18 protein-coding genes are annotated in these 22145 nt (G+C 66.2%); 8 read left to right on the top strand and 10 right to left on the bottom strand.

From position 1 onward, the window contains the following. Window positions 1–294 precede the first annotated feature (294 nt). The gene (locus tag FHS98_RS10705; RefSeq protein WP_167104148.1) at window positions 295–1167 is read right to left on the bottom strand and encodes a PAS domain-containing protein; all 873 of its coding nucleotides are present in this window, start codon (window positions 1165–1167) and stop codon (window positions 295–297) included. 140 nt (window positions 1168–1307) lie between these two features. On the opposite strand from FHS98_RS10705, the gene FHS98_RS10700 reads away from it, so the two are divergent. From FHS98_RS10700 to FHS98_RS10690, 3 genes are read left to right on the top strand one after another with little or no spacing between them, the layout of a single operon-like run. Next, the gene (locus tag FHS98_RS10700) at window positions 1308–1751 is read left to right on the top strand and encodes a TadE/TadG family type IV pilus assembly protein (protein WP_167104145.1); all 444 of its coding nucleotides are present in this window, start codon (window positions 1308–1310) and stop codon (window positions 1749–1751) included. Continuing rightward, a complete protein-coding gene (locus FHS98_RS10695; RefSeq protein ID WP_208402179.1) occupies window positions 1748–3418 on the top strand; it encodes a TadG family pilus assembly protein in 1671 nt (556 codons plus the stop codon). Before FHS98_RS10700 ends, FHS98_RS10695 begins: the two co-directional genes overlap by 4 nt. Further along, window positions 3418–4107 (top strand): hypothetical protein, encoded by a 690-nt coding sequence (locus FHS98_RS10690; RefSeq protein ID WP_167104139.1) that lies wholly within the window; start codon window positions 3418–3420, stop codon window positions 4105–4107. Before FHS98_RS10695 ends, FHS98_RS10690 begins: the two co-directional genes overlap by 1 nt. An 11-nt stretch (window positions 4108–4118) precedes the next feature. On the opposite strand, the gene FHS98_RS10685 is transcribed toward FHS98_RS10690, so the two are convergent. After that, window positions 4119–4301, bottom strand: a complete 183-nt coding sequence (locus tag FHS98_RS10685) for a hypothetical protein (RefSeq protein WP_167104136.1) — start codon at window positions 4299–4301, stop codon at window positions 4119–4121. A gap of 240 nt (window positions 4302–4541) precedes the next feature. On the opposite strand from FHS98_RS10685, the gene FHS98_RS10680 reads away from it, so the two are divergent. Then, the gene (locus FHS98_RS10680; protein WP_167104134.1) at window positions 4542–6920 is read left to right on the top strand and encodes a DUF3772 domain-containing protein; all 2379 of its coding nucleotides are present in this window, start codon (window positions 4542–4544) and stop codon (window positions 6918–6920) included. Here the strand turns inward: FHS98_RS10680 and FHS98_RS10675 are convergent. Then, complete coding sequence (locus FHS98_RS10675) at window positions 6917–8101, bottom strand: BaiN/RdsA family NAD(P)/FAD-dependent oxidoreductase (protein ID WP_167104132.1); 1185 nt, start codon at window positions 8099–8101, stop codon at window positions 6917–6919. The genes FHS98_RS10680 and FHS98_RS10675 overlap by 4 nt on opposite strands. Before the next feature lie 92 nt (window positions 8102–8193). On the opposite strand from FHS98_RS10675, the gene ppk2 reads away from it, so the two are divergent. Then, a complete protein-coding gene (gene ppk2, locus FHS98_RS10670) occupies window positions 8194–9099 on the top strand; it encodes a polyphosphate kinase 2 (protein WP_167104129.1) in 906 nt (301 codons plus the stop codon). 9 nt (window positions 9100–9108) lie between these two features. Here the strand turns inward: ppk2 and FHS98_RS10665 are convergent, their stop codons facing one another. From FHS98_RS10665 to FHS98_RS10650, 4 genes are all read right to left on the bottom strand, one after another. After that, window positions 9109–10113: a CorA family divalent cation transporter gene (locus FHS98_RS10665; RefSeq protein ID WP_167104126.1), complete on the bottom strand. Its 1005-nt coding sequence runs from the start codon at window positions 10111–10113 to the stop codon at window positions 9109–9111. A 76-nt stretch (window positions 10114–10189) separates the two neighbouring features. Next, window positions 10190–11602 carry an efflux transporter outer membrane subunit gene (locus FHS98_RS10660; RefSeq protein ID WP_167104123.1) on the bottom strand — a complete coding sequence of 471 codons (1413 nt, stop codon included), beginning with the start codon at window positions 11600–11602 and terminating at the stop codon, window positions 10190–10192. Then, the gene (locus FHS98_RS10655) at window positions 11589–12770 is read right to left on the bottom strand and encodes an efflux RND transporter periplasmic adaptor subunit (RefSeq protein WP_167104121.1); all 1182 of its coding nucleotides are present in this window, start codon (window positions 12768–12770) and stop codon (window positions 11589–11591) included. Before FHS98_RS10655 ends, FHS98_RS10660 begins: the two co-directional genes overlap by 14 nt. Further along, complete coding sequence (locus FHS98_RS10650; protein ID WP_167104118.1) at window positions 12763–15939, bottom strand: efflux RND transporter permease subunit; 3177 nt, start codon at window positions 15937–15939, stop codon at window positions 12763–12765. The genes FHS98_RS10655 and FHS98_RS10650 overlap by 8 nt, the downstream gene beginning before the upstream one ends. A 183-nt stretch (window positions 15940–16122) precedes the next feature. Between FHS98_RS10650 and FHS98_RS10645 the strand changes: the two genes are divergently transcribed. Then, window positions 16123–17052: a LysR substrate-binding domain-containing protein gene (locus tag FHS98_RS10645; RefSeq protein WP_167104115.1), complete on the top strand. Its 930-nt coding sequence runs from the start codon at window positions 16123–16125 to the stop codon at window positions 17050–17052. Here the strand turns inward: FHS98_RS10645 and fghA are convergent. The 3 genes from fghA to FHS98_RS10630 are packed head-to-tail and all read right to left on the bottom strand — an operon-like array spanning window position 17049 to window position 19865. After that, complete coding sequence (gene fghA / locus FHS98_RS10640) at window positions 17049–17885, bottom strand: S-formylglutathione hydrolase (protein ID WP_167104111.1); 837 nt, start codon at window positions 17883–17885, stop codon at window positions 17049–17051. The genes FHS98_RS10645 and fghA overlap by 4 nt on opposite strands. An 8-nt stretch (window positions 17886–17893) precedes the next feature. Then, on the bottom strand, window positions 17894–18793 hold the full coding sequence (gene purU / locus FHS98_RS10635; RefSeq protein ID WP_167104108.1) for a formyltetrahydrofolate deformylase: 900 nt from the start codon (window positions 18791–18793) through the stop codon (window positions 17894–17896). After that, a complete protein-coding gene (locus FHS98_RS10630) occupies window positions 18756–19865 on the bottom strand; it encodes an S-(hydroxymethyl)glutathione dehydrogenase/class III alcohol dehydrogenase (protein WP_167104105.1) in 1110 nt (369 codons plus the stop codon). Before FHS98_RS10630 ends, purU begins: the two co-directional genes overlap by 38 nt. Window positions 19866–19987: 122 nt before the next feature. Here FHS98_RS10630 and FHS98_RS10625 point away from each other — a divergent pair, with 122 nt between their 5' ends. Both FHS98_RS10625 and FHS98_RS10620 read left to right on the top strand, forming a co-directional pair. Next, window positions 19988–21073 (top strand): glycosyltransferase, encoded by a 1086-nt coding sequence (locus FHS98_RS10625; protein ID WP_167104103.1) that lies wholly within the window; start codon window positions 19988–19990, stop codon window positions 21071–21073. Then, entirely contained in the window at window positions 21073–22143 is a 1071-nt protein-coding gene (locus tag FHS98_RS10620; RefSeq protein WP_167104100.1) for a glycosyltransferase, read from the top strand. Before FHS98_RS10625 ends, FHS98_RS10620 begins: the two co-directional genes overlap by 1 nt. Window positions 22144–22145: the final 2 nt, after the last annotated feature.

Genomic DNA, 22145 nt, shown 5'->3' with positions numbered 1-22145 from the left:
GGCGCTGTAGCGCTTCCTCGTCGTCTTCATTCCCGTACCAATCCATCAGGTCGGGAGTAGCTTAACACCCTGTCCAGAAAACCGGCACCACCTCACTAGCACTATACCAGCAACAAAGGAACAGCTACGACAAGCACCCACAATCAAGCAACGATAAAAAGCACGCAATATCAAGGGTTAGAACAGCTAGCATAAGCTGTCGCAATCTAGCGCAATGACGTGATTCCAAAACTCTTAATCAGCGGGTCCTTGGTTCGAGCCCAAGTGCGTCCACCATTTTCCTCTCATTGATCTTCAGGCAGGTCCGTGGAGGACCATGACGGCGCCGCCGATACCATAACCCTCTTTCCATGAGGCGAGCGCGATGCGGCGGGGGCGATCGCCGCCGTCGACCAGCAGGCAGGCATCCAGCGCCTCCACCTTGGCGCCGCCCATGACCTTCTCCAGCGCAGCGCTTACCGCATCGCGGGAGGCCATGGCGAACAGATCGGTCACGCGCGCGCCCGCCAGCCGGTCGGGAGCGATGCCCACGATGCTGGCAAAGCTCGCGTCCACCTCGGCGATGGACGCACGGACAGTCAGTTGCGCCGTCCCGATATTCCCATGCGTCTCCAGGGCCGCCGATAGCGCGCGGGCACGGGCAAGCTCGTTTTCCGCTTCATCCTCCGACGATGCCGACTGCAAAGTCAGCGCCATTCCCGTCGGCCAGGGGAAAGCATGGAGATGGATGGAGCGCTCATCCTGCCCAACCAGCGAGAATCGCGCCGGCGCCGCGCTGCGCAGCACCCGTCGGATCTGTGTGTGATAAGGATCTTCCGCCAGCCTCGGGAGCAGATCGAGGATCGATGTGCCGATCAGCCTGTCCCGGCTTCTGCCGAGCATCACCGAGGCCAGCGTGTTCAGTTCCTGCATCCGAAGCGATTTGTCGAGCACGACGAAACCGACATCGATCCGTTCCGACAGAAGCGCATGATCGACGGCAATCTCGCTCTCCTGCGCTTCGCTCCGAGAGAATTGCGCATATGCATCCGCGGCGAGAAGAACGCAGCGTGGCCGTCCATGATGCGTAACCACTAAAGGGCCACGCGCCGCGCGATCCTGCCACGCGCCGAAATTTCGCGTAAGTTCCGCGGATGACACGCATTGCATGGGCTGGATCTGTGTCATACGCCCCTCCTCTTCCGTTTAAGTGACGGAATCCCGGGCGATCATCAACTAGACTTAGATCGAATTTTCCGCGTTATTCAGGCATTTTGCGTAAACTTCGCAGAAACTCGATCTGCATGACGAAGCCATAGACTGGCGACATGGTTCGACGGCTCGCCGCTCGCCCTCATGAGGCCAAAGCCGGCACCCTGTGTGCCGATGCGCGGGGGGTAGCCGCCATCGAGATGGCCTTTGTCCTCCCGATCCTGCTGACCCTCATCATGGGCGTCATCTCCTATGGGGACTGGTTCCTCACGGCGCACACCGTTCAACAGGCGGCCAATGATGCCGCGCGCGCCTCCATCGCCGGCCTGACATCCGATGAGCGCAGCGATCTGGCGGTCAGCAACGTGAAGACCATGCTCGCGCGCGGCGGCGCACTCGACCCGGATAAGGCCACGACCAGCGTGAGCGACGATCAGACGACGCTCACCGTGAACGTCTTCTACGATGCTTCACAGGATCCCCTCCTCCACATGAGCTTCGTGGTTCCGCCGCCAACCAGCATCCATCGGAGCGCGGCGATCAGTCTTGGAGGCCTATGATGCTTGTGTTCAAGCGACATCTCCGAGGGATTGCCCATGATCGGCGAGGTTCGGTCACGATCCTCACCGTCGCGGCGATGACGGCGCTGCTCGCCTCGACCGCATTCGCCGTGGACATGGGCTCGGTCTACCTCGCCAACCGCAAGTTGCAGGGCGTCGCCGACGCGGCGGCTCTGGCGGCGGTCGGCACATCCGGCGCTGCAACCGCGGCCGCCCAGCAAGTCATCGCCGACAACAGGCTGACGGACGCGCAGATTGCCGCACTCGTACCCGGAACCTATACGCCGGACGGGTCGATCAAGCCGGCGCAGCGCTTCGTGCCCGGTACGCCCTCCACCAACGCCGTACAGGTGACGCTGGTGCAATCGGTGCCGCTGTTCTTCGGCGGCGCGATCACCGGCCGCCGGTCCACACAAGTCCGCGCGACGGCGCTGGCCGCTCGTATCGATTATGCCGCCTTCTCCATCGGCACCCGATTGGCATCCGTGCAGGGCGGGCTGCCCGGTGCATTGCTGGACGCGCTGGCGGGGACGAAGCTGAACCTGTCCGTAGCGGATTATAATGCGCTGGTGGGAACGCAGATCGACCTGCTGAGCTTCTCCAAGCAGCTCGCCACCAAGCTGGATCTGACGGGTGCCAGCTTCAACGACACGCTCAATGCCAAGGCGACCTTGCCGCAGATATTGTCGGCGCTGGCAGACGCCTCCACCAACCCCGCGGCCACCTCAGCGCTGAATGCGCTGTCGCTTCGGGTTCCGTCGACGACGGTCCAGCTTTCCAACCTGATCGACCTCGGCCCCTATGGCTCGCAGGACCATGCCGATCCGTCCACGGTCATCTCAAGCGACGGATATTCGATCGTGCGCGAGATGCTTCAGCTCGCCAATGGATCGCGTCAGGTATCGACGGACCTCGGCGTCGATCTGCCGGGAGCCGCCAGCACCAATCTCACTCTCGCCATCGGGCAACGGGCAGAGCACTCGCCCTGGCTGTCGGTCGCGCAGGGCGGGAACGTCACCGTCCATACCTCGCAGGCCCGGCTTTATCTCGACACGAAGCTTCTGGACGGATCGGGCCTCGCCTCGGTACATCTGCCGCTCTATGTCGAGCTGGCGGAAGCGCAGGCCAAGCTCAGCAGCATCACCTGCCAGAAGCGGGACAACGCCACGGTCGGACTTAGCGTACTGCCTTCGCTCGGCAATGTCGCGATCGGCGCGGTGGACATGTCGAAGCTGAACGATTTCAGCACTCCCGAGACGCCAGGCCCCGTTTCGGTCGCGAATGTGTTGTCGCTCCTCGGCATCAATGTCGCGAATGTGACGGCCCAATCACAAATCCAGTTGGGCGGAGCCAGCCCGAACTGGCAAACGCTGGCATTCAATCAATCCCAGATCGACTCCCACACGGTTCAAACCGTTCAGACCCCCGATCTCGTTCAGGGCATTACGGCGTCGCTCGTGAGCAATATGAAGCTCAAGGTGCAGGTTCTGGGGCTTGGCCTTGATGTCGGCGGTATCACCAAAAGCGTCGGATCGCTTCTGACCCCGGTTGCGCCGGCACTGGATGGGCTGCTCGATCAGGTCACGAACCTGCTTGGCGTGCATATCGGGGAGGCCGATCTCCAGGTGAACGGCGTACGCTGCGGCACGCCCTCGCTGGTTGCGTGATGGCATCGAAGGTAGAGCGCCAGTCTCCCGTCACGCTCGGCGGCGTGGCGGCGATGGGCGGAGCGATCGCGCTCTGCCTGGTGGGCCTTGGGCAGACCACGCGGGCCACGCCGACGCCGCCTTCGCTGCTGTTTCTCGGCTGGGTCGGCGCGGCGGGCCTTATCATCGTCCTGTGCCGCGTGCGGCTGCCACGGGCGGTGCGCCTCGGATGCATCATCGCGACGCTGGGCGTGATGTTCCTTCTCGCCGCTCAAAGCGACATGTTCGCGATGAAGAAGGTATCGAGGAAGATCGCCGATCCTCTGGCCGCCGCCGGCGAAAATGGCGCCGACATGACCGGCGGCAGTGCCTCGCGCTCGTCCGGGCGAGCCGGAGCGATGATCCATCTACGCGCCTCTGCGCGAGGCGACCTCGGATGGACCGGGCGGCTGGATGCCATGCTGGCAGGCAACATCGGAAGCGCATCCGCCTCCTGGCTGACGATCGATGGCAGCGTCGCCGCGCAAGAGCAGGAGGGGCGGACGGCCGTCACGGTCGAATGGCGGATCAGCGGCTCCGGGAAGGCCTCCGACTGTGGCATCACTTCCGTCGTCAGCGGGGACGAGAAGGCGGTCGGCATCGCCGTTCGCGATGCCTTTGAAACCGCCGCGCTCCGTTCGATCCAGCGCGCTCAACCCGTCTGCTTCTGAGAGGGCGGCGCCTACTCGGCGATGGCCATCCCGATCAGCACCGCCGTCGCCGCCAAGGTGGCGAACAACAGCCCGACCCTGGCAAACGCGGGCACGCCCCGTGACGAGCTATATTCGCTGGGGTCATCCTCGGAGCCGATGTTCCGCGAATGGCTCGGATCGTCCAGCGGCAGGTTGTCATTCTCCGTAGCCATGGTTCCGGTCTCCTCGCCTGTCGGCCAAGGGCAAAACGCCCCGATACCCAGAAGGAGCCCCGATAAACGACAAGCTGCCGAGGCCGCCTGAGCCCCGTCATCATACCCCCGTGTGGGCCGGGCTGTCACCGAAGATCAGCCTCCTGTCGCGCCGGATGGAGCGATCGCGTCCGTCGATGTGCCCGAAAAGGCGCGCCGCCGGGCTGGGCGCGGCGTTTCGGAGACGATAGGAAGGGCCGCATGATCGCCCGCCTCCTCGTGCTGCTCTCCCTTCTCGTCGCCGGTCCGGCCTTTGCGCAGGAATCCGATCCCATCACCGGAGCCACTCGAACGCTCGATCAGGCTTCAGCCGAGTTCAGCGCGATCGACAGCGCGTTCAACGAGCGAACCAGCCCAGCCGAGCGGCAGGCGCTGCTCGATCGGGCGACGGCCGTGAAGAAGGCGTCCGACGACCAGATTGCGATACTCGGCGACCAGCTCGGGATGATCGACGCGCGGATCGCCCAGCTCGGCCCGGTGCCTGCCGGCATCACCGAGGCGCCGGATATCCGTGCCCAGCGCCGGCTGCTTGCCGGTCAGCGATCGACCGTGGATTCGGCCATCAAACGTGGAAAGCTGCTCGGCGTCGAGGCGGACCAACTCACAGGCGAAATCACCGAAAGCCAGAGCGACGCCTTCAGCGAGCGCATGTCCGAACGAGTCGCGTCGCCCCTGACGCCGGGCTTCTGGGAGCCGCTGGTCCATTCCCTGCCCCGTGACGGGAAGCGCATATCGCTCTTCCTGAAGGTCGAGGCCAATGCTTTCCAGAATGGCATCGCGAACGGCGGGCTTCCCTCGGCGTTCGTCGGCTTCATCATCGCCCTGCTGCTGATCGGCCCGGCGCGGAGCCTCCTGAAGCGCGCGGGGCGACGCTATGTCATCGCGCATGTGCCGGGCAGCCGCATCCGCCGCTCGGGCCTCGCCCTCTGGCTGGTCGCGGTCGGCGTGTTGCTGCCGGGGCTTGCGTCCATGGCGTTGGTGGGGGGCTTCCACTCGGCCGGGATGATTGCACCGGCATGGGAAAGCGTGGCCCGCTCCTTCCAGAGGGTGACGTTCGTGGCGGCGTTGATCTCCGCCCTCGGCGGCGCCCTGCTCCAGCGGGGGCAAAGCTCGTGGCGTCTCCTGCCGATCTCCGATGAGTCGGCATCCGGCTTGCGGCCATGGACCTTCGCCGCAACGGGCGTCGTCATCGCGAGCGTGCTGCTCACCGCCATCCGCGAAGCAGCCGGAGCGAGCGGTCCGGCCACGGCAGCGGCGGACTCCGCCTCTGCCGTTCTCAACATCGGGCTGATCCTGGGCGTGCTCGTCACGATCGGCCGCCTGCGCGCCCGCGCCATGCGTGCCCATGGCGAGGATCGAACGGATCAGGCCGGCGTCGCCTTTTTCGCGCTGGCCGCCTGGGCCATTCTGGCCATCGCCGTGATGGCGCTGCTGGCGGGCTATATCAGCCTGGCCTATCTCCTCTCCCGTTCGCTCGTATGGGTGACCGTGGTGGCGGGCGCGCTCTATCTCAGCCTGATCGCAACGGACGACATCTGCTCCAGCCTCTTCGCCCGCGAAGGCCGGCTTGCGACCGTCATGCACGACGGCTTCGGCCTGCGCCGCAGCCTCGTCGACCAGCTCGGGGTCGCTCTTTCCGCCGCGTTGCGACTGGCGATGATCGTGGTCGCGGCGGGGTTCGTCTTCCGCCCCTTCGGTTCGAACGTCACCACGCTGTTCGGCGAGATCGGGCGCATCGCGCAGGGCGTCACCATTGGCGAGATCACCATCTCTCCCGGTGCGATCCTGCGCTCCGGCGCGGTGCTGCTCGTCGGGCTGTTCATCGTCCGCAGCAGCCAGCGCTGGCTGACCAGCCGCTACCTGCCCGCGACCGAGCTGGATGCCGGCGCCCGCAATTCGATCAGCATGGTGGCGCGCTACACCGGGCTCATCCTTGCGGTGCTCTGGTCGCTGGCGTCGCTGGGCATCGGCGTCGAGCGGATCGCCCTGCTGCTTTCGGCACTGTCCGTCGGCATCGGCTTCGGCCTTCAGGCGATCACGCAGAACTTTGTCTCGGGCCTGATCCTGCTGGCGGAGCGCCCGGTGAAGATCGGCGACCTTGTCCGCATCGGAGATCAGGAAGGCGATGTGAAGCGCATCAGCGTGCGCGCGACCGAAATCCAGATCGCGGATCGCTCCACCCTGATCGTCCCCAATTCGGAGCTGATTACCAAGACGATCCGCAACATGACGCTGGCGGACCCGATCGGCCGCGTTCAGCTCAAATTCTCGGTGCCGATGGGGAGCGACATCCGTCAGGTCCGCGAGATGGCGCTGGCGATCTTCCACGAGGCGCCGGCGGTGCTCGACACGCCCGCGCCGAGCATCTTCATCGACTCCATCGCCGACGGGCGGATCAACATCAACGGCTTCGCCTATGTGCGCAGCCCGCGCGACGTGTACGGGACGAAGAGCGAGATCCTCTTCCATCTGCTCGATCGATTGCCGGCCGCAGGCATCGAGTTGGGCACCACGCCGCAACAGTTCCAGTTCATCGGCCATATCCCCCCGGCCGCGGAGGGCGAACCTATCGGAGGCTAGAGCGCCTGCCCCGCGGCGTGGCCGCTCGCCCACGCCCACTGGAAGTTATAGCCGCCGAGCCAGCCGGTGACGTCCACCGCCTCGCCGATAGCATAGAGGCCGGGGACCGTCCGCGCCTCCATGGTCTGCGAGGACAGGCCCGCCGTGGAGATGCCGCCGACCGTCACCTCCGCCTTGGCGAAGCCTTCCGTTCCGTTGGGCATGAAGCGCCAGTCGCCGAGCCGCTGTTCGGCCGCTTCGAGCGCGCGGTCCGGCAGATTGGCCAGTTCGCCCGCAAGGTCGAGGCGCTCGGCCAAGGCCTCCGCGAGCCGATCCGGGAGCATGGCCGCCATGATGGAGCGGATCGTCGCCCTCGGCCGCGCCCGCTTGGCCTCGCGCAGCCAGCCGCCCGGCTGATCCGGCAGAAAATCGAGCCCTATGCTCTCGCCATGTCGCCAGTAGGAGGAAATCTGGAGGATTGCCGGGCCGGACAGGCCCCGATGGGTCAGCAATGCGGCCTCGCGGAAGGCGGTTTTCCCGCTCTTCGCCACGACCTCCGTCGCCACGCCTGAAAGCGAGCGGAACAGCGCCTCCTCCTCGCCGAGTGTCAGCGGCACGAGCGCGGGGCGAGGCTCCACGACCTTCATTCCGAACCGGCGGGCGATGTCATAGGCGAACCCCGTCGCGCCCATTTTCGGGATCGACGGGCCGCCCGTCGCGATCACCAGCGCGGGGGCCGAAGCCTGCTGCCCGCCACAGGAGACCGTGAACCGACCATCCGCATGATCGATCGCCCGAACCTCTTGTCCGCAGCGGATCGTGACGTCGCCCTGCGCGCATTCGTCGAGCAGCATCGTCACGATCTGCCGCGCCGATCCATCGCAGAAGAGCTGGCCGAGTGTTTTCTCGTGCCAGGCGATCCCATGGCGTTCCACCATCGCAATGAACTGTTCCGGTCGATACCGCCCCAGCGCGGACTTGGCGAAGTGCGGGTTCGCGGACAGATACCGGTCCGGCGCCGTATGGATATTGGTGAAGTTGCAGCGGCCTCCGCCGGAAATCAGAATCTTCCGTCCCGGCTCGTCCGCATGATCAACCACCAGCACGCGCCGCCCACGTTGTCCTGCGATAGCCGCGCACATCAGGCCCGCCCCACCGGCGCCGAGGATGATGGCGTCGAAAGGTTCGGCCGGGCTCGTCATGGGGAGCGCCCATTCCATATCTGGCGCCGAAGGGAAAGCGCGATGAGCCCGCTGTCATCGGAGGGACATCATCCCGCGCTAGCGATCGCCGCATGACCAACTACGCCTCTGATCTCGATCGTATCCGCGAGGAGCTGGCCGACAGCTTCGACGAAGAGCTGGAGATGGAGCTTGACGAAAGCAGGCTCGAAAGCCTGCTGATCGACGCCCCGGACAGGGAGCAGACGCTCGATCGCGGCGTCTATTTCCGTTCGCTCTTCAAGCTCCAGCACGAGCTGGTCCGCCTTCAGGACTGGGTGCAGAACAAGGGGCTGAAGGTCGTCATCCTGTTCGAGGGCCGGGACTCGGCCGGCAAGGGCGGCGTCATCAAGCGCATCACGCAGCGGCTCAACCCGCGCGTCTGCCGCGTGGCCGCCCTCCCCGCGCCGAACGAGCGCGAGCGGACGCAATGGTATTTCCAGCGCTACGCCGCGCACCTGCCGGCGGCGGGCGAGATCGTCCTGTTCGACAGGAGCTGGTACAACCGCGCCGGCGTCGAGCGAGTGATGGGCTTCTGCACGGACGACGAGGTGGAGGAGTTTTTCCGCTCCGTGCCGGAGTTCGAGCGGATGCTGATCCGCTCGGGCATCATCCTGCTCAAATACTGGTTCTCGATCACCGACGACGAGCAGCAGTTCCGCTTCGCCATGCGTATTCACGATCCGCTGAAGCAGTGGAAGCTGTCGCCGATGGACGTGGAATCCCGTCGCCGCTGGGAAGATTATACCCGCGCCAAGGAGGAGATGCTGGAGCGCTCGCATATCCCGGAAGCGCCGTGGTGGGTGGTCGAGGCGGTGGACAAGAAGCGCGCCCGGCTCAATTGCATCAGCCATATCCTCACGCAGATCCCGTATGACGAGATCGAGCGCGCGCCTGTCGTGCTGCCCGATCGCGTGCGCCACGAGGATTATGAGCGGCATCCCGTCCCGCGTGGAATGTACGTCCCCGAACTCTATTGACCGGCAGGCCTATTGCCGCCGGACGAGGCCCATCAGCTTCAGCAGCCAATAGGAACCGCCCGCCGAGACGAGCGCCACGATCGTGGCCATCAGCGTGCCGTGCTGCCCCTGCGCGAACGGCAGGCCGCTGGTATTCATCCCGAAAAAGCCCGTCACCAGCGTGGCGGGCATCATCAGCGCGGTCAGGATCGAGAGCAGGTAGATATTCGAATTGATCCGCTGCGCCGCCTGAAGATCGAGTTCGTCGCGAAGCAGCTTGAGTTGGTTCTGCGCGGCGACGATGTCCGTATCAAGGGCCGAGAGGCGCGGCTGGAAACGCTGCGCGACCGGCGCCAGCTCCGGCGGGAGGCCCGGCTGCCGCTCAAGCCGCTGGAGTGTCGCGCGCATTCCGCCGATCATCCGGTGCAACTGCGCAGCGCGCCGACGGGCCGCGATCAGGCGCCGAGTATCGGGCGCGAGATCGTCCACCAGCAGATTTTCCTCCGCATCCAGTAGTTCGGTCGTGAGATCGAGAACGAGCGAGCCCATGCTGTCCGTGAGCGTAGCGAGCAGGACGCCGAGCGCGGTTTCGGCATCCTCCGCAGCCTCCCCCTCCTCCAGCCGCGCGCGGAAAAGATCCGCACTGTGGAGGGGGCGATAGCGCCCGGTCACCAGAAGGCCGTCGCTCAGCGCGACATGCAGGCTCCCGATTCGGCCGACGCTCGACGGATCGAAGCCTCGTTCGAAATCATGCAGCAACAGCCCCACCACGCCACCTTCGACCACGCAGCGCTGATGGCTGTCGCGCGTGAGCATCAGCGCATGGATCGACGGTCCGAATTCCGGGCGCTCCTCCAGCCAGCGTAGGCTGCGCTGGTCGGAAAGGTTGAGGTGTATCCAGCGGAAAGGCGTATCCGGCGGCGGGAGAGCCGCGTCGAGCACGCTCACCCCCTTCTCGTCGCATCGATAGCACCACACCAGACCGGGCTCGCGCGCGGTCTTCTGAAGGCCCGTGCCGCGATCATCTCCGTCCAAACGGCACCTTTTCCGAAATCCGTGGGCGGGACGGAGGGATATCATGCCGGCCCGACACGGGGAACCGGAAGATCGCTCAGCCGGCGATCGAACCTCCCAATGCCCGCACGCTGTCGACCGACGTCGTCAACTGACGGGTATGGAGATCGAGCAACGCGCGCTCCGCGTCCAGCGCGGCGGTCTGGGCCGTCACGACCTCCAGATAATCCGATGCGCCGTCCCGATACCGGGTGAGCGCCAGATCGCGGGTCCGCTCGGCGGCGGCGACGGCTTCCGCCTGCTCATGCTCCTCCAGCCGGAGATCGCGATCACGGGCGATATCGTCCTCCACCTCGCGGAAGGCGTTGAGCACCGTCTGCTTGTAGTTCGCGGACGCTTCCCGGAACTCCGCCCGTGCGATACGGACGCGAGCGGCACGGGCACCGCCATCGAACACCGTCAGCGCGGCTGAGGCAGGCCCCAGTGCCCAGAAGCTGCTCGCGGTACTCAGCAGATTGGGGCCGGTCGTCTCCCAACCGCCGCCGCCGCCCAGCGTCAGCGTCGGGAAGAACGCGGCGCGGGCCACGCCGATGCGGGAATTGGCGGCCGCCACGCGACGTTCGGCCGCATCGATATCCGGTCGGCGCTGGAGCAGCGTGGACGGAGTGCCCGTCGCGAAGGCCGGCGCCGCGCCCAACGTCGGGTCAGCCGCGATCGAAAAGCTGGATGCAGGCTCGCCGACAAGCACCGCGATAGCATGTTCGAACGCCGCGCGCTGGGCGTGGACTTCGAACAGCTCCGCCTTGGCCGAGGCGAGCTGGGTGCGTGCCCTGTTGGTGTCGAGCCCGGACGCCGCGCCGCCCTCGTGGCGGGCATTCGTCAGATCATAGGCGCGCTGATAGGCATCGACCGTCTGGCGGAGCAGACCTTCGCGCGCATCGAGCCCGCGCATCTGGAAATAGGCGGTGGCGAGACTGGTTTGCAGGCCCAGCCGCACGCCGGCCACATCCGCGGCGCTTGCCTGTGCCTCGGCATGGCTGGCCTTGATCGAGTTGCGGATGCGGCCGAACAGGTCGATCTCCCAGATCATGGAAGCGCCGGCCTTGTAGTCGTTATAGGTTCCGGCCTGCCCGTTCGGGGACAACGGGCGGTTGGCCGAAACCCGATCCCGCGCCGCGCTTCCGCCAACGCCGATTTCCGGGAAGAGATCGGCTCGGGCCTCATGCAGAGCCCCCCTCGCCTCGTCATAGCGCGCGACAGCCGCCGCGAGCGAGGGACTGCCAGCCTCGATGCGTTTCTCCAGTCCCGTCAGGACGGGATCGCCGAAAACGTCCCACCAGGCCGCGCGAGGAGCGTCCGCCGCGGGAGCGGCGACCGACCAGCCCTCCGGCACCTCCTTGTAGGCCGTCGGCGTCGTGATGGACGGACGGTGATAATCCGGCGCCAGCGAACAGCCCGACAGGAGCGCGGCCAGCGCGAAGGCGGAAACCGCCCGCTCAGTGCTTCGCATCGGCGGGTGCATCCTTCGCGATCTGAACCTGGTCGCCGTTCTGGATGGCGTCCGGCGGGCTGTCGATCACCTGATCGGCTGCCGTGAGGCCCGCGACGATTTCCAGCTTATCGCCCGAATCCCGCCCGATCCGAACCTGATGCAGCTTCACGCGGCCCTGCGCATCCACCACGGCGGCGAGCGTTCCGTCGCTGCGATAGATCACCGCGCTGGCCGGAAGCGTAACCGCATTGGCCGTCCCCGAAATCGGGAAGCGCACCTGCGCATAGGCGCCCGGCTTCAGGGCGCCATCAGGGTTCGCGGCCTGAAGCTCGACCAGTTCCGTGCCGGACTGCTGATCCACGGCCTCCGCCGCGCGCGTCAGCACCGCGTCGAAGTTGCGGCCGGGAAATTCCGGCAGCGTCAGAGTGACATGGAGACCCGGCTTGATCTGGCCGGAGGATGATTGCGGCACACGCACATAGATGCGCACGCGGCTCACGTCCGATACGGTGAAGAGCGGTTGGGAAGCGGCGGTGCCCGCCGTCACGAGCTGGCCGATCTGGGTGGAGCGGCTGGTCACCACGCCGGCGAAAGGCGCCTCGATCCGGGTGAAGCCCTGCAACGCCACCAGCCGCCGGACATTCGCCATCTGCGCATTCGAGAGCGCAGCCTTCGCCGCCAGATCGCCCTGCTTCTCGTCCGCCTCCTGCTTGGAGACGGCATCCTTGGCGAGCAGCGTCGACCAGCGGGTGGCAGTCGTCCGGGCGAGCGCCTCATTGGCGTGCGCGGTCTGGAGATCGGCGCGGGCCTGGGCGAGCTGCTGGTCCACTTCCGGCGCGTCGATCAGCGCGAGAAGCTGGCCGGGCTTCACCGGCGAGCCGATATCCACGAACCACTTGCGGACATAGCCGTTGGTCCGCGCATAGATCGGCGCACTGTTCAGCGCCTGCACATTGCCCGGCAGCACCAATGCGCCCGTTCCAGCCTCCGACTGGGGTTTCACCACGGCGACGGTCGGCACCGACTGGGCCTTGGTCCAGTCCGCCAGCTCCGCATCGGAATGATGGCGGGCATGAATGCCCCACGCGACCGCGGCGATCGCGACCACGGCGGCCGCGACGCCCACGCGCTTCAGCGAACGCGAGTCCTCCGGCGGCGCGCTCCGCACGGACGAGGTGTCATGCATGGATTTCCTCCAGTCGGGCGGCGGACGAAACGGGCCGGCCCTTGCGATGGGCGACGCTGAAGACGACGGGCACGAACATCAGCGTGGCGAAAGTGGCAACGAGGAGGCCGCCGATCACGGCACGGCCGAGCGGCGCGTTCTGCTCGCCGCCCTCGCCGAGGCCGAGCGCCATGGGCAACATGCCGATCACCATGGCGAGCGCGGTCATCAGCACCGGGCGGAAGCGGGTCATCCCGGCCTCGAATGCCGCCTTGGTGGCATCGCCCAGCTCCTCCAGCTTCTCGCGGGCGAAGCTCACGACCAGGATCGAGTTGGCGGTCGCCACGCCCATGCACATGATCGCGCCGATGAGCGCCGGCACCGACAGCGTCGTGCCCGTCAGGAACAGCATCCAGATGATGCCGGCGATGGCACCGGGCAGCGCGGTGATGATGACGAACGGATCGAGCCAGCTCTGGAAGTTCACGACGATGAGCAGGTAGATCAGCACGATCGCGCCGATCAGCCCGAAGAAGAGGCCCGAGAAGGCGATATTCATCGTCTGATACTGGCCGCGCAGTGTCACCGTGGTGCCCTTCGGCGCCTCCTTCTTCAAATCCCGCAACACCTTGTTGATGTCTCCGGCGACGGCCCCGAGGTCGCGCCCGGAAGGCGTCGCGTAGATGTCGAGCACCGGCACGATGTTGTAATGGTTGACCACCGCATCGGTGTTGTCGCGGGTGAAATTGGCGATGCCGCCGATGATCTGCGGTTGGGTGGCGCCGCCGCCCGTCACCGGAATGTTGCTCAGTTCCTGCAACGTGCGGACGCGATATTCCGGTGCCTGTGCGGTGACCGTATAGGACACGCCGTTCTCCGGGTTCACGAAATAGACCGGTGCGGTCTGCGAGGTGCCCGCCAGCGCGTTGGCGAGGCTGGTGGTGACGTCCTTCTCGGTCAGCCCGAACTGACCGATGCGGGTCCGGTCGACGTTGACGCGCAGCTCCGGGTAAGCGGACGACTGCTGGATGCGGCCATCAGCCGCGCCGGGGATCGCCTTCACGCGCCGCAGTATCTTCTGCGCATAGGCCATGTTCGCCTTGGCGTCCTTGCCGACGATCTGGATATCGATCGGAGCCGGAGCGCCGAAGTTCAGGATCTGGCTGGTGATGTCCGCCGGCAGGAAGCCGAAGGTGACGCCGGGGAAGGCCCGCGGCAGTTCCTCGCGCAGGCGCGTGACATACCCCGCGGTCGGCTTGTGATCCTCGCTGAGCGTGATGAGGATATCGCCATCCTGCGGGCCGATGGTGCCCGAGTTGTTGTAGGTCGTGTTGATCGACGACACCGGCAAGCCGATATTGTCGACCATCGTCACCAGTTCGTCCTTGGGGATGATCTGGCGGATGCGGCGTTCGATCTGGTCGAACTTGGCCGACGTATCCTCGATGCGCGAGCCCACCGGCGCACGGACGTGCAGCGTGATCTGCCCGGCATCCACCGACGGGAAGAAGTTCCGCCCGAGAAACGGCACCAGCAGGAAAGACACCGCAACGATCGCGAGGAAGCCGATAGCAAAGGGCTTGCGCGCGCCGAGCGCCCGGCCCAGCAGCCCGCCATAACCCTTGCGCAGCCGCTCGAACCGCGCCTCGAAGCCCCGCTGGAAGCGGACGAGCGGGTTACGCGTCTCCTCGCGATGCTCGGCATGGACGTGCGGCTTCAGCAGATACATGGCCATCGTCGGCACCAGCGTGCGCGACAGGATGAACGAGCCGATCATCGCGAACACCACCGCCAGCGCCAGCGGCACGAACAGGAAGCCCGCCACGCCCGGCAGGAAGAACATCGGCACGAACACGATGCAGATGCAAAGCAACGACACGAAAGCCGGTGTCACGATCTGCGCTGCACCGTCGAGGATGGAGCGGATGACGCTCTTCCCCTGCTCCAGATGGTAGGTGATGCTCTCGATGGTGACGGTCGCGTCGTCGACGAGGATGCCGACCGCGAGGCTCAACCCGCCCAGCGTCATGATGTTGAGCGTGTTGCCGGTCGCGCCGAGGAAGATCACCGCGAACAGGATCGCCAACGGGATCGAGATCGCGATGATGACGGTCGAGCGCCACGAGCCCAGGAAGAGCAGGATCATCAGCGAGGTGAGCGCGGCGGCGATGGCGCCTTCCTTGATGACGCCCTGGATGGCGGCGCGCACGAACACCGACTGATCGCCGATCGGCAGCACCTTCAGCGTCGAGGGCAGCGTCTCGGTGATGCTCGGGAGCTTGTCCTTCACGCCCTGCACGATCGACAGGGTCGAGGTTGCGCCGTTCTTGAGGATCGTCATCAGCACGGAGCGCGTGCCATCGACATGCACGACGTTCTGCTGCGGCGCAGAGCCATCGCGGACGTGGGCGACGTCGCGCAGATAGATGGTCGCGCCGTTGACCGTCTTCACCGGCAGATCGTTGAGGCCTTCGATCGAGTTCGGCGCATTGTTGAGCGCGACGTTATACTGGAAGGTGCCGATCTTGGCGAAGCCGGCCGGATTGATCTGGTTCTGGTTGGCGATGGCGTTGCCGACGTCCTGCGCCGACAGACCCTTGGACTGAAGCGCCTCGGGATCGATATCCACCTGCACCTGGCGCTGCTTGCCGCCCGAGGGATAAGGCAGCGCCGCGCCCGGCACCGTCACCAGACCGGGGCGGATCTGGTTCTGCGACAGGTCGAACAGCTTCTGCTCGGACAGCCCCTTGCCCGACACGGCGAGCTGGAGGATCGGCACCGTCGACGCGTTATAGTTGAGGATCAGCGGCGGCGTGACGCCGGGCGGGAGCTGCTTCAGGATGGTCTGGGAGACGGATGTCACCTGCGCGGTCGCCGTCTGGATGTTCGCGCCCGGCTGGAAATAGATCTTCACCACGCCGATGCCCTGCATCGACTGGCTCTCGATATGGTCGATGTCGTTGACCGTGGTGGTCAGCACGCGCTCGAACGGAGTGATGATACGACCCGACATGTCGTCCGACGACAGCCCGGCATATTGCCAGGCGGTCGCGATCACGGGCACGCCGATGTTCGGGAAGATGTCGACCGGAGTGCGGGCCGCCTGAAGAACGCCGACGATGGCGATGAGAATCGACATCACGATGAAGGTCAGCGGGCGGGCCAGGGCTATCCGGACGATGCCGTTCATCACGCTCTCTCAACTCGAAGTCGCCCACAGGGTGGAGCGCAAAGGAGGCGTCGAACCCTGCGCGCGCGCCGTGGAGGGGGGGAACTACGGGGGCGCAGGGTCCGAACGCGTTTGATGTGCGCGCGCTGTCAACCGAGGTCCAGTATGGATTTAGGACCGATCGATATGTAATGCATATCGATCATGGAATTGCGCCATCTCCGCTACTTCGTCCGTGTCGCGAGCGAACTTCATTTCGGTCGCGCGGCCGAACAGCTCGGCATCTCCCAGCCCCCACTCAGCCAGCAGATCCGGCAGCTAGAGGGGGAACTGGGTGTCCAGCTCTTCGAACGCTCCAGCCGCCGGGTCAGGCTCACGCTCGCGGGCCGATTGTTCCTCGAAGAGGCCAGGGCGACGCTGGAACGCGCCGAACATGCCATCAACGTCACGCGCCGGGCCGCCAGCGGAGAGATCGGCGAACTGAGCATCGGCCTTTCGGCATCGGCGTTGTTCATGCCGATCTTCTCGGAATCCGTGACCGATTTCCGCCGCCTCCATCCCGAGGTGCATCTCGATCTTTCCGAGAAGTCGCTCGCCGCCCAGCGCGAGGGCGTGGCCGGCGGCGCGCTCGACATCGGCCTGATCCGCAGCGGCCGGCGACCGACCCTGCCTTCCGACCTCACCGCCATGGCGATCGCCGTGGATCGCATGTATGTCGCCATGCCTACGGGCCATCGCCTCGCCAATACCTCCGATCCGATCGACGTCGCCGATCTCGGTGGCGAACCGATGGTTCATTATCCCTATGACCGTGAGGGGTTTCAGGAGGATCTGTGGCGGCTGTTCGGCAGTGCCGGGCTCCATCCGCGTCTGGTGCAGGAGACGCATGAGATGTCCACGCTGCTGGGCCTCGTCTCGGCGGGGCTTGGCATCACGGTGCTGCCGGCGTCGCTGCGCCGTCTGCATGTCGCGAACCTTCACTATCGCGAGATCAGCGGAGATCGGGCGCTCAGCCGCATGTGGGTGATCCACAATGTCGAGCGGACCCGGCCGACCACCCTCGCCTTCCTCGACGTGCTGCTGCCGCGGGTGGACAGCCTTCCCTGTCAGGAGAAGTTCGAGGACGTGGCCTAGCCCAGCCGGGCTGCGTGCCAGCGCAGATGCTCGGCCATGAAGGTCGAGATGAAATAATAGCTGTGATCGTAGCCCGGCTGGAGCCGAAGCGTCAGGGAAATGCCCGCACGAGCACAGGCGGCCTCCAGCAATTCGGGGCGGAGCTGCTCCTTCAGGAAGCCGTCCGCCTCGCCTTGATCGACCAGCAGGGCCGGCACGCGCGCGCCGTCCTCGATGAGCGCGACGGCGTCATGCCGGCGCCACGCGGCCCGATCCGCGCCGAGATAGCCGGACAGCGCCTTCTCTCCCCAAGGCACCTGCGAGGGCGCCACGATGGGCGCGAAGGCGGAGACGGCCTTGAAGCGATCGGCGAGGCTCAGCCCGATGGTCAGCGCGCCGTGGCCACCCATAGAATGGCCCATGATGGACTGGCGCGCCATGTCCGCCGGAAACTCCGCCGCGATCAGCGCCGGCAGTTCCTCGGTGACATAGCTCCACATGCGGTAATGCGGGGCGTAAGGTTGTTCGGTCGCATCGACATAGAAGCCCGCGCCCAGCCCGAAATCATAGGCGCCCGCCGGATCGTCCGCCACGCCCTCGCCGCGCGGCGAGGTGTCGGGCGCCACGAAGATCAGGCCCAGCTCCGCGCAGGCGGCGCGGAACTCGCCCTTCTCCGTCACATTCGCATGGGTGCAGGTGAGGCCCGAGAGATACCAGACGACCGGCAGCTTCGCGCCCTCTTCGTGCGGCGGAACGTAGACCGAGAAGGTCATGTCCGTGCCCGTCTCATGCGAGGCGTGGCGATAGACGCCCTGAACGCCGCCGAACGCCCGGTTGGTCGAGACCGTCTCCATGCCTGCTCCTATCGGAAAACCACGGTGCGCTGGCCGTTCAGGAACACCCGTCGTTCCGCCACCCAGCCGACCGCGCGGGCCAGCACCTGCGCTTCGATGTCGCGGCCGATCCGCGCGAGATCGGCGGCGGTGGAGCGATGATCGACCCGCTCGACCGCCTGCTCGATGATCGGCCCCTCGTCGAGATCGCCGGTGACGAAGTGAGCCGTCGCACCGATCAGCTTCACGCCCCGCGCGTGCGCCCGCTCATAGGGTCGGGCGCCCTTGAAGCTTGGCAGGAAGCTGTGGTGAATGTTGACGCAGCGCCCTTCCAGTTCGCTCACCAGAGTAGGCGACAACACCTGCATGTAGCGCGCGAGCACCATCAGTTCCGCCCGCTCGGCGCGGAACAGGTCGACGATGGCGCGCTCCTGCCGGTCGCGCGTGTCGGCCGTCACCGGGAGATGGTGGTAGGGCACGCCATGCCAGCGGGTGATCGGCTCCAGATCGATATGATTGGAAACGACACCGACGATGTCGATCGGCAGCACGCCCGTCCGCCAGCGGTGGAGCAAGTCCACGAGGCAATGCGAACCCTTGGACACCGCGATCAGCACGCGTGGCTTTTCGTCAGCCCGATGGAGTTGCCAGTCCAGCGCGAAACGCTCCGCGACCGGCGTCAGCGCCGCGTTCAACCCGGCCTCATCGGCAGGGAAACGCTCGCCGCCCTTCATGAAGGCGAGCCGCATGAAGAAGCGCCCCGTCTCCAGATCGGCATATTGCTGGCTGTCGAGGATGAACCCGTCCACCCCCGCCAGCGCACCCGATACACCCGCCACGATCCCCACGCTGTCCGCGCAGGTGAGCGTCAGAATCCAGCCTTGGCTCACCTCAGAAAACCACCACCGAACGGATGCTCTCACCGGCATGCATCAGGTCGAAGCCCTTGTTGATCTCGTCCAGCGTCAGCACATGGGTAATCATCGGGTCGATCTCGATCTTGCCGTTCATGTACCAGTCGACGATCTTCGGCACGTCGGTGCGCCCCTTGGCGCCGCCGAAGGCCGAGCCCTTCCACACGCGACCGGTGACGAGCTGGAACGGACGGGTGCTGATCTCCTTGCCCGCCTCCGCCACGCCGATGATGATGCTCTCGCCCCAGCCGCGATGGCAGGCTTCCAGCGCGGTGCGCATCACCTGCGTATTGCCGGTGCAGTCGAAGGTGTAGTCCGCCCCGCCATCGGTCAGCGCCACGAGGTGGGCGACGAGATCGCCCTCCACCTTCGTGGGGTTCACGAAGTCGGTCATGCCGAACTTGCGGCCCCATTCCTCCTTGGAGTCGTTGATGTCGACGCCGATGATCTTGTCCGCGCCGACCATCTTGGCGCCCTGGATCACGTTGAGGCCGATGCCGCCCAGGCCGAAGACGATCACGTTTGAGCCTGGTGTCACCTTGGCCGTCTTCACCACCGCACCGACGCCGGTCGTCACGCCGCAGCCGATATAGCAGCTCGACTGGAAGGGCGCGTCCTCGCGGATCCTGGCGACCGCGATTTCGGGCAGGACGGTGAAGTTCGAAAAGGTCGAGCAGCCCATATAATGATAGATCGGCTGCCCCTTGTAGCTGAAGCGCGTGGTGCCGTCGGGCATCAGCCCCTTGCCCTGCGTGGCGCGGATCGCCGTGCAGAGGTTGGTCTTGCCCGAGAGGCAGCTTTTGCACTGGCGGCATTCCGGCGTGTAGAGCGGGATGACGTGGTCGCCCGGCTTCACCGAGGTGACGCCCGCGCCCACCTCGCGCACGATGCCCGCACCCTCATGGCCGAGGATCGAGGGGAACAGGCCCTCGCTGTCGAGCCCATCGAGCGTATAGGCGTCGGTATGGCAGATGCCCGTCGCCATGATCTCGACCAGCACCTCGCCGGGCTTCGGGCCTTCAAGGTCCAGCTCGACGATCTCCAGGGGCTTCTTCGCTTCGAATGCCACAGCCGCCCGTGTCTTCATCGTCTCGATCCTTCCGCCAGTTCCGGCTGGCTGACATACACGATTTGGCCGTCTCGCAAATCCTTCCGCAAGAGTGTTGCGATCCGCTGTTCCGGGCGCCGTTCGGATGCTACCGCGCGGGGATGAAGCACCCCGCCTCCATCGGCATCGTGATGCATGACTTCCCGCTCGGCGGCACGGAGCGGATCGCTCTGCGCCTCGCGCGGGAGTGGATCAGCCGCGGGGTAGCCGTCACCATCTTCTGCGGCGACGAACATGGGCCGCTGCGGGCCATGGTGCCCGAGGACGCCCGGTTGATCCCGGCCGAGCCGCCCATTCCGCGCGGCACGCGATCACGTCAGCGATTGGGCCGGGCAGCCGCGCGCTACTTCAGGGCGCACCCCGTCGATGCGCTCTTCGTGACCGGAAACTTCCACTGGGAAGTTGTGCCGGCGCTGAGCCGCATCAGGCCGCGCCCGACGATCCTCGTCCAGATCAGCTCGCCTCTGGAGATGCCGCGACGCCGGCGGCTGCGTCAGGCGCTGTTCCGGCGTCGAATGCGGCGCCTGCTCGCCCGCGCGGATGCGCTCGTCGCTATGGACGAAGCCGCTCGACGGAGCGCGGACGCCATGATGAAGCGCCCGATCGCCACGACCATTCCCTTGCCGGCGCTCGATGATGACCATCCGCCGGCCGCCCCCGCATCGGGACGCACGATCCTCGCGGCCGGACGCCTGATCCACCAGAAGGGTTTTGATCTTCTGATCGAAGCCTTCCGTCAGCTCGGCGATCGCGATGCCCGGCTTATGATCGCCGGAAGCGGCCCGGAGGAAGAGGCGCTTCGGCGGCAGATTGCGGCGGCGGGGCTCGCCGATCGGGTCCGACTGGCAGGCTATGCGCCCGATATCCGCCCCCTTCTCGATGAGGCGCGGCTGTTCGTGCTGCCTTCGCGTTTCGAGGGCTATGGCGCCGTGATCGTCGAAGCGCTGGGCGCCGGGCGACCCGTCATCGCCACGGCGTCGACGCCGGCCGTGGAGGACGTCCTGACCGACCCCGCGCGAGGGCTTGTCGTGCCGATCGAGGATATCCCGGCCCTCACCCATGCCCTCCGCGAATTGCTCGACCGGCCCGCGCCGGACCCGGCGGCACTGGCGGAGGCTGTCGCTCCCTATCGGATAGGCGCGGGTGCAACGGCCTATCTCGACCTCTTTGCTCGGGCAAAATCCTGATGCGCATCGCTTATGTCATCAATTCGGTCGAGGGCGGCGGAGCGGCGCTGCCCGTGCCGGCCGTCACGGACGTCCTGCGCCGGGGCGGTGCGGAGATCCGCATCCTCGCCCTCACCCGCCGCGACGGCCGGGCGATCCCCCCGATGGAGGCGGCCGGGCTCGACGTCATCGTCAGGGAGGGCGGCGAGAAGGATCATGTCGCCGCGCTGAGGTGGCTCGATCGCCAGATCATCGCAACGCGACCGACGCATCTCTGGACATCGCTGAGCCGTGCGACGCTACTGGGGCAACTCGCCGGTGCGCGGCGGCGCATACCTGTCGTGAGCTGGCAGCACGCGGCCTATCTCAAGCCCGCCAATCGTCGGCTGCTCCGCGCCATGCAGGGAATGTCGCGCCTCTGGGTGGGCGATTCCGATGCCGTGACGCGGCTGACCGCCGAACGTCTCAGGGTGCCGCCGGAGCGCCTCGTGCAATGGTCGATCTTCCGCGCGGACCCAAGCGCCCCTCAGGCGAAGCCGTGGCAAGCGGGTGAGGTCTTGCGGATCGGAACGCTCGGCCGCCTGCATCCGGTGAAGGGATATGACGTCCTGATCGACGCGCTCGCGCAACTGCCGGCGACGGGCTTGCCGATCGAGGTTTCAATCGCAGGGGAAGGCGCCGAGCGGGAGGCGCTGGCGGCCCGCGCGCGGGCGCTGGGCGTCACCTCGCTCCGACTAGCCGGATATACGGAGAACCCGCGTGCCTATCTCGCCGGGCTGCATCTCTATCTTCAGCCTTCGCGCTCGGAGGGGCTGTGCGTCGCTGTCCACGAAGCCATGCAGGCGGGGCTCCCGGTGATCGCGAGCGGCGTGGGCCAGCTTCCCTATTCGATCGATCCGGGCAAGACTGGAGCGCTCGTGCCTCCCGGCGATGCTGGCGCGCTCACCGGCGCACTGGCGACCATGCTCGCGAGGCCCGAACAGCTCGAGGCCATGGGCGCCCTCGCCCGCACCACCGTGCTGGATCGCTTCAGCGCTGCCCGGTTCGAGGCCGCCGGCCTGGCGATCCTCGACCGGATGCGAGGCTTCTGACC

It is taken from the genome of Sphingomonas oligoaromativorans (assembly GCF_011762195.1).
Classification (GTDB): domain Bacteria; phylum Pseudomonadota; class Alphaproteobacteria; order Sphingomonadales; family Sphingomonadaceae; genus Solisphingomonas; species Solisphingomonas oligoaromativorans.
The sequence above is the reverse complement of the archived record's forward strand: the minus strand, read 5'-3'. Positions and strand labels throughout refer to the sequence as shown.

What these genes read in the sequence shown, in the direction of transcription:
- FHS98_RS10695 (WP_208402179.1), top strand. Translation starts at nt 1,748, where the DNA reads ATGATGCTTGTGTTCAAGCGACATCTCCGAGGGATTGCCCATGATCGG.
- FHS98_RS10700 (WP_167104145.1), top strand. Translation starts at nt 1,308, where the DNA reads ATGGTTCGACGGCTCGCCGCTCGCCCTCATGAGGCCAAAGCCGGCACC.
- FHS98_RS10645 (WP_167104115.1), top strand. Translation starts at nt 16,123, where the DNA reads ATGGAATTGCGCCATCTCCGCTACTTCGTCCGTGTCGCGAGCGAACTT.
- FHS98_RS10625 (WP_167104103.1), top strand. Translation starts at nt 19,988, where the DNA reads ATGAAGCACCCCGCCTCCATCGGCATCGTGATGCATGACTTCCCGCTC.
- FHS98_RS10690 (WP_167104139.1), top strand. Translation starts at nt 3,418, where the DNA reads ATGGCATCGAAGGTAGAGCGCCAGTCTCCCGTCACGCTCGGCGGCGTG.
- FHS98_RS10630 (WP_167104105.1), bottom strand. Translation starts at nt 19,865, where the DNA reads ATGAAGACACGGGCGGCTGTGGCATTCGAAGCGAAGAAGCCCCTGGAG.
- fghA (WP_167104111.1), bottom strand. Translation starts at nt 17,885, where the DNA reads ATGGAGACGGTCTCGACCAACCGGGCGTTCGGCGGCGTTCAGGGCGTC.
- FHS98_RS10655 (WP_167104121.1), bottom strand. Translation starts at nt 12,770, where the DNA reads ATGCATGACACCTCGTCCGTGCGGAGCGCGCCGCCGGAGGACTCGCGT.
- FHS98_RS10660 (WP_167104123.1), bottom strand. Translation starts at nt 11,602, where the DNA reads ATGCGAAGCACTGAGCGGGCGGTTTCCGCCTTCGCGCTGGCCGCGCTC.
- purU (WP_167104108.1), bottom strand. Translation starts at nt 18,793, where the DNA reads ATGCCGGTGAGAGCATCCGTTCGGTGGTGGTTTTCTGAGGTGAGCCAA.
- FHS98_RS10680 (WP_167104134.1), top strand. Translation starts at nt 4,542, where the DNA reads ATGATCGCCCGCCTCCTCGTGCTGCTCTCCCTTCTCGTCGCCGGTCCG.
- FHS98_RS10705 (WP_167104148.1), bottom strand. Translation starts at nt 1,167, where the DNA reads ATGACACAGATCCAGCCCATGCAATGCGTGTCATCCGCGGAACTTACG.
- FHS98_RS10675 (WP_167104132.1), bottom strand. Translation starts at nt 8,101, where the DNA reads ATGACGAGCCCGGCCGAACCTTTCGACGCCATCATCCTCGGCGCCGGT.
- ppk2 (WP_167104129.1), top strand. Translation starts at nt 8,194, where the DNA reads ATGACCAACTACGCCTCTGATCTCGATCGTATCCGCGAGGAGCTGGCC.
- FHS98_RS10620 (WP_167104100.1), top strand. Translation starts at nt 21,073, where the DNA reads ATGCGCATCGCTTATGTCATCAATTCGGTCGAGGGCGGCGGAGCGGCG.
- FHS98_RS10650 (WP_167104118.1), bottom strand. Translation starts at nt 15,939, where the DNA reads ATGAACGGCATCGTCCGGATAGCCCTGGCCCGCCCGCTGACCTTCATC.
- FHS98_RS10685 (WP_167104136.1), bottom strand. Translation starts at nt 4,301, where the DNA reads ATGGCTACGGAGAATGACAACCTGCCGCTGGACGATCCGAGCCATTCG.